The 13,233-nt window shown below is 47.9% G+C and carries 10 protein-coding genes; 3 read left to right on the forward strand and 7 right to left on the reverse strand.

The features are described 5' to 3' along the window. Nucleotides 1–89: 89 nt before the first annotated feature. Genes AC0J20_RS04665 through AC0J20_RS04675 form a run of 3 tightly spaced genes read right to left on the reverse strand, consistent with a single transcriptional unit; the run spans nt 90 to nt 3,866 of the window. A complete protein-coding gene (locus tag AC0J20_RS04665; protein ID WP_473020810.1) occupies nt 90–1,052 on the reverse strand; it encodes a Gfo/Idh/MocA family protein in 963 nt (320 codons plus the stop codon). Beyond that, nucleotides 1,049–2,641 (reverse strand): sugar porter family MFS transporter, encoded by a 1,593-nt coding sequence (locus AC0J20_RS04670; protein WP_473020811.1) that lies wholly within the window; start codon nt 2,639–2,641, stop codon nt 1,049–1,051. Before AC0J20_RS04670 ends, AC0J20_RS04665 begins: the two co-directional genes overlap by 4 nt. A gap of 34 nt (nt 2,642–2,675) precedes the next feature. Then, nucleotides 2,676–3,866: a glycoside hydrolase family 26 protein gene (locus AC0J20_RS04675; protein ID WP_473020812.1), complete on the reverse strand. Its 1,191-nt coding sequence runs from the start codon at nt 3,864–3,866 to the stop codon at nt 2,676–2,678. Nucleotides 3,867–4,044: 178 nt separating this feature from the next. Here AC0J20_RS04675 and AC0J20_RS04680 point away from each other — a divergent pair, with 178 nt between their 5' ends. Continuing rightward, entirely contained in the window at nt 4,045–5,661 is a 1,617-nt protein-coding gene (locus AC0J20_RS04680) for a glycoside hydrolase family 43 protein (RefSeq protein ID WP_473020813.1), read from the forward strand. Nucleotides 5,662–5,729: 68 nt separating this feature from the next. On the opposite strand, the gene xylA is transcribed toward AC0J20_RS04680, so the two are convergent. Then, a complete protein-coding gene (xylA, locus tag AC0J20_RS04685) occupies nt 5,730–7,049 on the reverse strand; it encodes a xylose isomerase (protein ID WP_473020814.1) in 1,320 nt (439 codons plus the stop codon). 117 nt (nt 7,050–7,166) lie between these two features. Continuing rightward, nucleotides 7,167–8,621 (reverse strand): xylulokinase, encoded by a 1,455-nt coding sequence (xylB, locus tag AC0J20_RS04690; protein ID WP_229528955.1) that lies wholly within the window; start codon nt 8,619–8,621, stop codon nt 7,167–7,169. Nucleotides 8,622–8,862: 241 nt separating this feature from the next. Between xylB and AC0J20_RS04695 the strand changes: the two genes are divergently transcribed. Then, nucleotides 8,863–10,056 carry a XylR family transcriptional regulator gene (locus AC0J20_RS04695; RefSeq protein ID WP_229528956.1) on the forward strand — a complete coding sequence of 398 codons (1,194 nt, stop codon included), beginning with the start codon at nt 8,863–8,865 and terminating at the stop codon, nt 10,054–10,056. Nucleotides 10,057–10,171: 115 nt separating this feature from the next. Here AC0J20_RS04695 and AC0J20_RS04700 read toward each other — a convergent pair whose 3' ends face one another. Next, nucleotides 10,172–10,903 (reverse strand): 4'-phosphopantetheinyl transferase family protein, encoded by a 732-nt coding sequence (locus tag AC0J20_RS04700; protein ID WP_473020815.1) that lies wholly within the window; start codon nt 10,901–10,903, stop codon nt 10,172–10,174. 217 nt (nt 10,904–11,120) lie between these two features. Here AC0J20_RS04700 and AC0J20_RS04705 point away from each other — a divergent pair, with 217 nt between their 5' ends. After that, nucleotides 11,121–11,333: a hypothetical protein gene (locus AC0J20_RS04705; protein ID WP_229528958.1), complete on the forward strand. Its 213-nt coding sequence runs from the start codon at nt 11,121–11,123 to the stop codon at nt 11,331–11,333. A 24-nt stretch (nt 11,334–11,357) separates the two neighbouring features. Here AC0J20_RS04705 and AC0J20_RS04710 read toward each other — a convergent pair whose 3' ends face one another. Beyond that, entirely contained in the window at nt 11,358–13,019 is a 1,662-nt protein-coding gene (locus AC0J20_RS04710) for a response regulator (protein WP_473020816.1), read from the reverse strand. Between the last annotated feature and the right edge of the window lie 214 nt (nt 13,020–13,233).

The raw sequence follows: 13,233 nt of genomic DNA on the forward strand, positions 1-13,233 counted from the left end.
ACCTTGTAACAGGTTCTGAGTTAAAAAAAACCAGGTCTTGCCTGGTTTTGCTCTTTTAATGAAGGCGATAATAAACCGCCAGTAACACGTCAGAATGCCGCTAATATTTGTTGAATATCCTGCTGAAACAGCAAACTGTCTGCGTGAGTTACCACGGATGACTCTTTTTTGTTGTTCAAAATACTATCAACTGTGTGCTGAATCTGATATTCGAAACCACTGCCTGAACGGTTATCAACAAAGCTGTCGATACAATTGTCCAACTCGTACAATTCCGCGGTAGTCGCCCGCCAGAAATCAGGGATAGCAATATAGCCTTGTGTGCCAACAATGTACGCCCAATTGCGCAATTTACTCTCAAAGCTGGCGCCCAGTAACGCTGAGCTGGCATCGAAGTCAAACAGCACATTAATTCGCTTATCAGCACCATTGTCAGCGCGTTTACCAACGACACTCATCCGCACGGGGTCGCTGCGATGGAACAGGCGATTCAATGCAACCGGATAAATGCCCATTTCAAACGTACATCCCCCTGCCAGCTCTACATTCCATTCGCGCTTATCTGGACCATATTCTATGGGATAACCAAAATCGGCCTGGATTTGCGTTATTTCTCCAATTCGGCCCTGTTCAACCCAGCGCTGCGCCTGTTTTATGGCCGGTAAAAACCAGGTCCACATGGCTTCCATTAAAAACAATCCCTTGTCTCTGGCGAGGCTTGTTAAAGTTTCGCACTGCTGTGGTGTTACCACAAAAGGCTTTTCACAGAGTACGTGTTTTCCCGCTAACAAGGCATCACGGGTTTGTTCAAAGTGCAGGGTATGGGGTGTAGAAATGTAAACGGCGTCGATGTTGGGATCGGCGAACAAGGTATCATAACCTTCATAAGCACTGGCAATGTCATGCTTTGCAGCAAACTGCCGGGCATTGTTTAGTGAGCGCGCAGCCACTGCAGTAATTTTAGCGTGTTCAACCCAGGTCATATCCTGCACAAAAGTGTTGGCAATTCTGCCTGCGCCTACCAAACCCCAGCGTATTGTATTAGTACTCATTTGCCTGTTCCTAATTCCAGTTCCAATTGTTCCAGACTCTTGCCTTTGGTTTCAGGAAATAAACGCCAAACCAACAACAGCCCCACCAATGCAAACATCCCATAAATGATGAACGTCAGCGCTGCCCCGATATTAAGTAACTCCCAGGGGAACATAAATTGTACCGCAAAGCTGGCGATGCTATTGATAACTCCCACAAAAGAAACGGCCAGCCCTCGTACGTGGTTCGGGAATATTTCAGAAAACATTACCCACATTACCGGCCCCAGTGAAATTGCAAATGAAGCCATAAAGCCCAGTATGCCTGCCAGAATTAGTTTTGCATTCATGCTGGTTGCCAGTTGCAACAGGTCGCTCTGTATTTTGTTAAAATTTTCTGTGCCAATCTGCTCCATAACACGGGCCTTAAACACCACATCGGAATCAAATTGCCTGTTTTGCAATTGCTTTAGCGGTGCAAGTTGCAGGTTTTGATGCTTGTTTTGCAATATGCTGATGTGAGATTCATCCAGGCGGTAACTGGCTTTGTAAAACCCATAACCGCACAACGACATGCTCAGGAATACTCCCGACAAGCCTATTATCAACAGGGGTTTACGGCCCAGTTTGTCGATAAGAGACATCGCCAGCAAAGTAAAAATAATATTAATAATGCCAATCCAGATAGCCTGCGCAAACGCCGCGTTAGTACCAACACCACTTTGTTCAAAGATGGTGGGGGCGTAAAACGACACCGCGTTAATGCCCGTTACCTGCTGAGTGATGCCAATAATGACCCCAATTACAACGGCGAATCGCATCTTATTGCTGAACAGAAATTTGATTCTGTCTGCTAAGCCAGATTGCGTTTTTTCCTGGGTGGTTGATGGCTCAGATCGCATCTCACTGAGCACTGGCGCACAGACCTCATGACTGGCATTGCGGGTTAAGCCCAGCTTTGCCAGCGATAATCTCGCTTCGGTTTCCCTGCCTTTTTGCAATAGCCAGCGGGGACTGCGTGGGATCAGAAACAGTAACCCAAACCAGAGGATGGCCGGAAAGGCTTCAATGCCCAACATCCAGCGCCAGGTGTGCTGCTGAATACCGATCATGGTGCCCCATTCACTCGCAGACTGAGCCCACTGTAAAATGTAGTAATTGGAAAAATAGGCAACAGAAAAGCCCAACATAATATTCAGTTGATTAATGGACACCATGCGTCCCCGCTCTTCAGCCCGGCTAATTTCAGCAATGTACATAGGCGCAATCATCAGCGAACAAAACGCCAGACCGCCAATAAATCGCGCAGCGACGAGAAAGTTGTAACTGGGTGCAAAGGCGGAAGCCACAGCAGATACTGAATACAAAAAAGCGATAATAATCAAAAAATTGCGCCGCCCTATGGCATCGCAAATTATCCCGCCGGTTAAGGTCGCTATGATAGCGCCCAGCGTTGGTGCGCCCACCACCAGCCCTTGCTGCATCGGGCTAAGCTGAAATTCATTGACGACAAAGTTCAATGTGCCGGAAATCACGGTGGCATCAAATCCGAAGATAAACCCACCCAATGACGCGATCAGGGTATAAATTAGCACTGGCGATATTTTCATTTTTATCCTTTGCGTAAGCGCACTTTCAGCGGCATTAGTAAGCACCGCTTTGGATCCACAGCGCATCATTGTTAACCTGCTCTAACCACTGAGCCTTAATAAAGGGGTGGCCTTGTACTCTGCTGTCACCCCAATTACCTTCCGGGCACTGGGGATCAGGAGGGCTGGTATCAGGCGCACAGTACCAGCGGGACTGACTTTCCCAATGGGTATTAATGTAAGCTACAGCACGAATTACATCCCGGTTGTCGTATATAAAATCAAAAAAGCGTTGATACCAGTCCTGCCAAATCTGTTCCGCGGGTAAAGGAGTTTGGGTATTTAATGCGATAAAACTCTGAGTTTGTTTTTCTGTGCGGTATGACTGTGGCGCGGCTTCAGAAATCATCAAGGGGATCTGTTTCGCGCGGGCAAAATCCACATATAACTGTTGCGCCTCAACCGGATGAATTGTCAGCTCAAAGTTAAAACGGCTGTCATCGCGATAAAATGAGGAGATACTGATCCAGTCCACTACATCATCACCCGGGTACCATTTTGCGATGTGCTGTGGATCGTTGTGATCATACAAATGGGTACGGTCACCCGCAAATTGCGGTGCTGGCCAGGCAGCCGACTGCCAAACCATGGCAACGTTATCAGCGGCTTTCATCGCTTGCGCGATATGGCGAAAGGCCGCTTTATAGGTTGCTGGCTCATAACAATTCCACATGCCGTCGAATTCATACCCGGCCCGCAACAGCACTTTTCGGGGCGCAATGGATTGCAGATAGTCCACCAGGGTTTGCAGTGACTTATCATAATGACCGGCAGCAATATTGGCACTGTGGTCCTCGTCATTGCAATCGTCAAACGCCAGCCCTATGGCCAAAACGGCATCAGGAGCAGCCTGCAAGGTATCTCCAAAATTAACATCACCTGAGTTCCAGTTTCCGGTGGAGAACACCCCGTGAAGTGTTTGCTTAGGGTCCGGTGATTTAAGCATGGTGTAGAGTGTCACGCCTTCCAGATTATCTTGTGGCACGGCACGCTGATAGTCGGCAATGGTTTCGCTGTCCTGACCTATGATCATCAGGGTTTTGCCCTCTGGCGGTGTAAATTTGCCCGTGATGATGGGCTTAGCCGGGTCCGATGTTGCTGACGCCGGTTCGCCGGAGCAACCGCCCGAAACCAGCATTAAACAGGACAATATTAAGATACAATGGGTTTTTGGAAACCATTTCATACAGCGTACTCATTTGTTGTGTTTTTGTTGTTTTAACCCGAACTGTCGACACTATCCAGTGGCAATTCGCGGATAATTAAAAATGGTTATAGTATTGATTAATATGATAATTGAGAGGCGGCGCTAAATTACCCACTCTTCCGGAAACCCTTTTATCTGAAAGAGAACATTGCAGAGCATGACAGTGATTAACAATCCCATTTTACCCGGTTTTCACCCGGACCCTTCGATACTGAGAGTCAAAGACGACTATTATATTGCCACATCCACATTTGAATGGTATCCGGGCGTGTGCATCTATCATTCTAACGATTTAGTTAACTGGCAACTGGTGGCATTACCCCTGAACCGCTTGTCGCAACTGGACATGCGAGGTAACCCGGACTCCTGTGGTGTCTGGGCGCCCTGCCTGAGCTATAAAAACGGCCTGTTTTATCTGGCATTCACCGATGTAAAGCGCTTTGCCGGTGATTTCAAGGACACCCACAATTACCTGGTGACCAGCCCCTCCATCTGCGGCGAATGGTCTGAACCGGTATATTTGAATTCCAGCGGGTTTGATCCGTCGTTTTTCCATGACGACGACGGCAAAAGCTATTATCTGAATATGCTATGGAACCACCTGCCGGCTGCGGGTCGCAATAACTTTTCTCCCGCCAAATATTTCGGCGGTATTGTGATGCAGGAATTCAATACGCACACCCAGCAACTGACCGGTGAATCAAAGTTAATCTATTCCGGTTCACCCATTGGCCTGTCAGAAGGACCACATCTCTACAAACGCGATGGCTATTATTATTGCTGTGTCGCCGAGGGTGGCACCGGTATCCATCACGCATCCACCTTCGCCCGCAGTAAAAAACTCTGGGGGCCATATGAAACCGATCCGCAAGGCCCGATGGTAACCAGCCATTATGCGCCACAAGCGTCACTCAAACGCGCCGGACATGGCGATTTAGTCGAGTCAGCGTCCGGAGACTGGTACTTTGTGCATTTGTGTAGTCGTCCATTGCCCTATCGGGGGCGTTCAGTTATGGGCAGAGAAACCGCAATCCAGCCGGTGCGATGGTCAGAGGATGGCTGGCCAAGATTAACAAGTGGTGGCCAGTATCCTGACTCGCAAGTGACTGTCGCCAGTTCTGCAAAACCCCGGACTCATCGTGATCAACGCATCGAGTTTAATGGCGCGCCTTTGCCTCTTAATCTGCAGTCACTACGCTATCCCTTGCCAGAAAACGTAGCAACACAAGCCGAGCGACAGGGCTATCTGCGTCTGTACGGCAAAGAGTCCCTGGGCTCCTGGTTTGAACAAAGCTTATTAGCCAGAAGACAGCAGGCTTTTTGTTTTAGCGCGCAAACGCAATTGGATTTTGCCCCTTCGTCTAAACAGCACATGGCGGGTCTGGTGTGTTACTACAACAGCAAGAAATACTTTTATCTGCATATAACCCACGACAAAAAGCTGGGCCGGGTGTTGGACGTTGCAATGTGCTGCAACAACTGGCACAGCCAGTATCCACTGGCGTCGCCAATTCAATTACCAGAATCCGGTGAAGTTACCCTAAAAGCCGATGTGGTCTACGACCGCCTGGTTTTCAGCTATGCTACCGGTGATAAATTCACCGAGCTGCCACTGGAACTGGACTACAGCGTGCTGTGTGACGAAGTGGGTGACGGTGGCGCAGACGCCAACTTTACCGGTGCCTTTGTAGGGATAGGTTGTCAGGATCTGGACAATCAAACCCGGTACGCCGATTTTGCCTGGTTTGATTACAAGGAGCACCCGCCTGCATAGCTGGTGCCAACCGCAAAAAGCCTGTCGATGACAGGCTTTTTTATGGGTTTCAAGGGTGACGGAAATTGTCAGGGGTATAAAACGCCGTTGACATGGTTTTCCAGCAACTCCTGCTGACCACTTTGATGTTTTGGCGCAAGGGCTTTATCCGCCACCAATTTTCGCAAAGCGGCAATGGATTGATTACCCGACATGATTTGTTTCCCTAAATCACCGCTCCAACCCGCATAACGACGGGAAACCGCCTGTGCCAGAAAGTCGCTTTCGATCATTACCGCCGCCTTTTTCAGTGCGATCGCAATAGTATCCATGCCACCGATATGACCATAAAACAAATCATTCGGATCGGTGCTTTGTCGGCGCAACTTGGTATCAAACATCATTCCACCTGTGGTAAAGCCGCCGGATTTTAGGATCTCATACATGATCAGCGTCATTTCTTCCACGCTGTTGGGAAATTGATCCGTGTCCCAGCCCAACTGAGGGTCGCCACGGTTGGCATCAATACTGCCAAACAATCCCAGCGAAAACGCTGTTGCAATTTCATGCTGAAAAGAATGGCCGGCCAGGGTCGCATGGTTTCCTTCGATATTCACCTTGAATTCTTTTTCCAGGCCAAATTGCTTGAGAAAGCCATATACTGTCGCCGTATCATAATCATACTGATGTTTGGTGGGCTCCTGAGGTTTTGGCTCTATTAACAAAGTACCTTTAAAGCCAATCTTTTCCTTGTGTTCTACCACCATCTGCATAAACCGGCCCAACTGCTCCCGCTCCTGACGTAAGTCGGTATTGAGTAGCGTTTCGTATCCTTCCCGGCCTCCCCAAAGAACATAGTTCGCCCCGCCTAAACGATGGGTGGCCTCCATAGCATTACACACCTGACCGGCGGCATAAGCAAAAATCTCAGGGTCAGGGTTTGATGCAGCGCCTGCTGCAAAGCGCGGATTACTGAAGACATTGGCTGTACCCCACAGGAGTTTCAGGCCCGTTTCTTCTTGTTTTTGCGCCAGTACCTCTGTCATTTCCGCAAAATTGCGTTGATATTCAGCAAAGCTGTCGCCTTCCGGACTTACGTCAATATCGTGAAAGGTATAATAATTAACGCCCAATTTTTTAAAAAACTCGAAAGCGACATCAGCTTTTTGTCTGGCTCGCTGCATTGGCTCTCCTGCCTGTAGCCAGGGTCGACCAAAGGTTCCCTGACCAAACACATCGGCACCATCCCAGCAGAAGTTGTGCCAGTAGCATGCCGCAAACCGCAAATGCTCGGCCATGGTTTTACCCAGAACCACTTCATTTGCGTCATAGTGCTTATAGGCTAATGGGTTGCTACTCTGTGGACCTTCGTACTTGATAGCATCCACATTTTCAAAATACTGCGACATGACTTTTCCTCTTTTTATCTCGCGTTTTCGTCCTTGGATAATGGAAGTAAAGCGACACGGCCTCAATTACGATTTTTCCATTCCTGTTTGAGCTTTTTGGGTAGCAAGCAGAGTGAATCAAAATAAGTCTTTAACCCTGTGATAAATCTGCTGATAGCGAATAAAGCGCTCAGCAAACAATTGACTGCGGGCCGCATCGGGTTGATGGGTTGCAACCAGTGGCGGAACCGGGCAGATTTGGCGAATATCGGTGCCGGGTTTATGCCCTAACAACGCCAGTCTCGCGGCGCCAAGCGCGGGGCCAACTTCGCCACCACTGCGACATTCCAGCGTCAGGTTTAACACGTCTGACAGCATTTGCCGCCAGTAACCACTTTTACTACCACCGCCAATCAGGGTAATGGAGCCGGGTTTCTGCGTCGCCTGATGCAGCGCCTGTGCCCCCTCTTTTAACGCAAAACTCACCCCCTCCAGAACTGCGTAAAGCAAATGTGTGCGATGGGTTTCATGGGTTAGTCCAAAGAACATGCCCCGGGCATTGGGATCGTTATGTGGAGTGCGCTCGCCCGACAAATAGGGAATAAAAACAGGACACTGCTCTGTATTGATTTCGCTGTTTTCTAACTCTGCCAGCAGGGTATCCAGAGGGGCTTTGGCAATGGCATCGGCAAACCACTGCAAACAACTGGCCGCGCTCAGTACTACCGACATTAAGTGCCAGGTATCAGGTAAAGCGTGACAAAAACTGTGCACCGCTGAATCAGGATTGCTGGTAAAGCGCTCGCTCACCGCAAAATAAACGCCTGACGTTCCCAACGACAACATGGCCTGGCCGCTGTGAATTACCCCAACGCCGATAGCGCCTGCGGCATTGTCTCCGGCACCCGCCACCACCGGCACCGACTTCATTCCCCATTGTTGCGCAACGTCATCAGACAAATATCCGGTTATTTCCGACCCTTCAAACAAGGCTGGCATGTGATTTTTATTCAGCCCACAAGCTCTTAGCATTTCGGGCGCCCAGTCCCGTTTAGCCACATCCAGCCAGGCGGTTCCGGCCGCATCAGACATATCAGTTGCAAAATCACCACACATTCGGAAGCGCAAATAATCTTTGGGTAACAGAATCTTGTCGATGCGGGTAAAGTTTGCCGGTTCGTTTTGCATCAACCACAATACTTTCGGCGCAGTAAACCCTGGCATAACGATATTGCCGGTTATTGCTCGGGCTTCAGTGATTTCCTGTTCAATCTGGCGGCACTGCTCAGCACAACGTCCATCGTTCCACAAGATTGCAGGCCGAATAACACTCCCCGCACTATCCAGAAACGTAGCGCCATGCATTTGCCCTGACAAGCCGATAGCGGCAACCCCGGAAAGATCACCTGCACCAGCCAGTTGCTGCATACAATCCTGCAATGCCCGCCACCAGGCTTCCGGGTCTTGTTCTGACCACAGCGGCCTGGGACGACTCACCGTCAACTCGCTGCTGGCAGTTGCGGCTATTTCGCCATCGCCGGTCATCAAAATCACTTTGATACCGGAAGTACCTAAATCTATGCCTATATACATTCGCCTTCGACCATCTTTTTAACTAGCAATATTTGTTCACATAGTGACGAGCAGAACGGCGCCCGGCAATTACGAAATTTCATAAAAGGATTGTTAATTATTTGTAAAGAATTACAATGCAAGCCAACTACAATAAGGCCTGCATCAAAAAAGCAAAAAACATAATACAAAGAAAAGATAATATACAAAGAAAAGAAAGTATCGTGAGTCAGGCCCAGAAGATTGTTAGAGCGAGGTAAATATGTTTGATACCAGACACAGTATTACATTGTTATTTAATGCCAACAAAGTTTACGACCGGCAGGTGATTGAAGGTATCGGGCACTATCTACAATCATCCAAAGTAGACTGGGACATTTACCTGGAAGAAGACTTTCTCTGTCGCCTTGAAAACATCCAGGACTGGGCGGGTGATGGCATCATTGCTGACTTTGACGATATTGATATTCAACGGGCTCTGGAACATAGCGATATTCCCGTAGTGGGGGTTGGCGGTTCATACCAAAATCCGGAGGATTACCCCAAAACCCCTTATATCGCTACCGACAATTATGCCATTGTCAAAGCAGCATTCGAGCATTTACGCCACCGAGGCCTGGAGCGCTTCGCCTATTACGGTGTACCTACTGATCAGCACCATCGTTGGGCCAATGAACGGGAATTAGCAATCCGTCAAATCACCAAAGAAGAAGGCTACGAATTGCAGTGCTACCGCGGTCATACTACCCACCCGGAAACCTGGCAATATTCCATGAACCGGCTAACAGACTGGATTCAAAGCCTGCCAACTCCCATTGGTATCGTGGCAGTAACCGACTCGCGGGCCAGACACGTTTTGCAGGCCTGTGATCACCTGGGTATTGAAGTGCCGGACCGTATTTCTGTGATTGGGATTGATGATGATGATATCGCCCGGCACCTGAGCCGCATCAGTTTAAGCTCAGTGACTCAGGGCTGTTTCGAAATGGGTTACCGGGCAGCAAAATTGTTGCACAAACGCCTGAACAATATCGACGTACGTGGCAAAAAAATCATGATCCCACCGGTGGGCGTTGCCAGTCGTCAATCCACAGATTTTAAGTCGTTAAAAGATGCGAATGTAATTCAGGCCATGCATTTTATTCGCCAGTACGCCACAAAGGGCATAAAGGTCGAACAGGTAACCGATTATGTGGGAATCTCACGCTCTAATCTGGAAAATCGCTTTCAGGCAGAGCGCGGTCACAGTATTCACACCGAAATTCACAATGAAAAACTCACCAGAGCCTGCAAGATGCTGGAGGAAACCAGTGTATCCCCGGCTGAAATTGCCAATATTTGCGGTTACCCTTCTTTGCAGTATATGTACGCGGTATTCAAGAAACACTTTAACCAGACACCCAAAAGTTACCGGGAATCCGTTATTAACAGTCAGAAACGGGTGGCTAATTTTTGAGTGTGTAACAAACGAGTTCAGGTATTTACCAGGGTTATCAACCCCGGTGATCACCTGAATAGGCAACGCCAATAATTGGCGACTACATGGCAAATGCGAACATAATGCAGTGCAGTTAAGCGGCTTGCAGCAAACACCAACTGTACAGCAGTGACGCCTGAACACGGAAATGTACCGCAATCTTTGCGCCTACCCCGTAGCCCGCTGCCAGCGACTCTGTCACTTCAAATTGCAAGAGTTCCCGGTCAGCATCGATGCCTGTCAAGTTCACCGCACTAAAATCAAAAAAGCGACGCACACGGGGATAAAGGGCTTTGTAAATTGCCTCCTTTGCAGAAAAAACCGCGGTAAACAGGACATTGTCCGCCAAAACGCTGAATTGACGCATCAGCAGGGACTCCTGCTGATTGACAATAGAAGTGCGGATTTCCTCAACGGTTTTTACCGCCATGATGTTTTCTACATCAACTCCCACTCCCTGAAAAAGGGTATCCGGTGCGGTGATACAACAGGCGACCGCATCAGCGTGACTGATTGACCCAACCACGCCTTTTGGCCATTGTGGACAGCGCATTTCATCGTTAACAATGTCAAACCCCCGCACGCCCATTAAAGCCAGGTTATGCCCGGCCAGAATGCGGCCTGCCAGAAACTCTGATTGCCTTTTTGTTACCGAGCGACGGATATCTTCAGGGAAATATATCTCATGAGTGTGAAACAACTGCTCGCTAAACTCACCTTGCCCGAACCTGGCTCCTATCCCTGTTACCCCCTGGGGTAATATTGCGGGAAATGGCTGTGGCCTCAGAAAATCAGTGGTCGGCAGGGCGATGTTCGGGGAATTCATTGTATCCTTGCAGAATCAGATGGTGTGCTCAACAGGCAAATTGTCTATTGCACAAATTGTTTATTGCATAGTTAGCGCGCATTTATAGCAATTTTTTACCGATAAGAACAATTTTCAGTTTGTTGGCGGGTTACAAACTTTTAATGTTTACTATTTGACCAAAATAAGTTTTTGGTTTATTTTTTTACCCCAACTCTGTTTTCGGTAGAGGCGAAGTATGTCTTCTTTTATTGTGAGTTATGAACTAAATTCAGAACAAAGCGACTGCACCGAATTGCACAATCGCATCAAATCTTATATTGCCTATTACCACTGCCTGAACTGTACCTGGATCATCAAGTCAGAATTTAGCGTCGAACAAATTCGCGAACATCTGCTGGCGGCACTGCATAAAAACGACCGATTACTGGTGGCCAAGATTCAGGCATAGCGGCAATGCGGGGCTATGCCCCATTTACTGTAAACTGGTAGAGAGTAAATCCAGTTCATTGATCTCACCAATTTGCTGCCGATAATAACTAAATTCTTTTTGCTGCTCGTTATCCAGGTCAGATTTTCTCAGTAAGATAATCGCATTGTTGATCGTGCGTTTTTCATCATTATTCAGGGTTTCCCGCTCACTCATAGACATGCCCACTTTCATGATATTCATTGCCAACGCGGTATTCTTCGGCGACAAACGAAATGCCTGTGACAGCATCGCAATGGCCTGATTGTACTTTTCCTGGCTGTGGTAGGAAGCCGCCATCGCCGTTAACTCTTTGGGGGTAAAATGGATACTGCTGCGTTCATCAGTTTCCTGCTCAATATATTTGTTGAGGATCTGACCTGAGAAGGAATCGTTTTCCACCAACACCTCCGATTCGGCCAACAAGCGCAGGCAACCCTCTCTGTCTCCGGCTTCATGCCTGGCTTTGATCAAATCAAAATTCAAATCCAGGTTGTTCGACTCTTCCGGCTCGATGTTTTCCAGCACTTTTTCAGCTTTGCGTTTGTCTCCCTGAGCGCACAAAATTCTGGCATTAATAACGTCTATCGCGACTTTTAACAGTCGATATAACTTCGGATTGGTGCTCAGTTGCGTAAGCTGCTTTTGCGCCTTGTGCAACCAACTATTGCATTCATCATCCTTAAGACTGTTGGCTAAATCAATGTAGGAACGGATCACGTTGAGTGTCAGCTCCGGTGAATCATGAATGCTGTTTTTGGCATACTTTGCCATATTGATGGTGGCTTCCAGTTGCCCTACTCTGTCGTGATTTAGCCTGGCTAAATCCCAACTGCGCTTGTTGCGCTCAATGTTTCTGGGTGCCAGTTTTGCCGCTTCAATAATTTCGGTATAAGCCTGTTCATAGTCGCCTTTTTCCACATAATGTTGCGCCAGCAAATCGTGAATCGCACAGCGACTGTCCTCCCGGAGTTTGAGCTTATCCACCAACTCCTGTGCCTGCTGATACTTTTCTTGTTTTAGCAAGCTTCTGGCAAGACCAATATAAACCCAGTTGTATTTATATTTAGCGAGCACCGCATTGAAATGCTTTTCCGCGTCGGCGTACTCCGACAGAGCAAACAGGCAGTTGCCTTTAATACGATGCAATCTGGGATGAAACTCTTTTAGCTCACTCAGCGCCAACAGCCGATCTGAGTAATAAATGGCTCTGGAATAGTCCATTTGATCGGCAAAATACAGTGGCTTATGCAGCTTTTCTTTGATGCTCAATAAAAAATCCAGGCGTCTGTTAACACTTTTAATATCGAAGGGCTTCAACCAAAAATCATCGGGCTGCATTTCTACTACACTGTGCACCAAACCTTTTTCGGTATCTGCGCTTAAAAACACCACTATGGTCTGGTTGGTTACATAGCCTTTAAACTTTAGCTCTTCCAGCAGGTGAAATCCGTCTTTATCGCGACTCAGGTTGAACGACACAAACACTAAATCAAAAGGCTCAGTGCGAAATGCCGACAAGGCCTCAAACGCATTCGAACACAGCACCACACTTCTGACACCGGCCTGCAACAACACAGACTTGAGCGAATCTCGAATAATAGCTTGCTGATCAATCACGATGGCGCTGGCTTCGTTGATTGATTTAGGCGCGGGGATTTCAAACATCTAATAAACCCTGAAATTGGTGCCAATTAGCGAACGTGAGTGAACTTAAGCGATAAAGGCCTGACACCAAACTTCACAAATATTGCCTTTATCTACCCCGATATTAAAACAAAACCATGGCCTGCTAACAGCCTGTTTATTTCTGATTTATTTCTACCATTAACAAGACAAAGATGTTGTCCCGATCTTGAGAAAAATGTTTTCCTTAACTAAA

The organism is Planctobacterium sp. R6 (assembly GCF_055755215.1).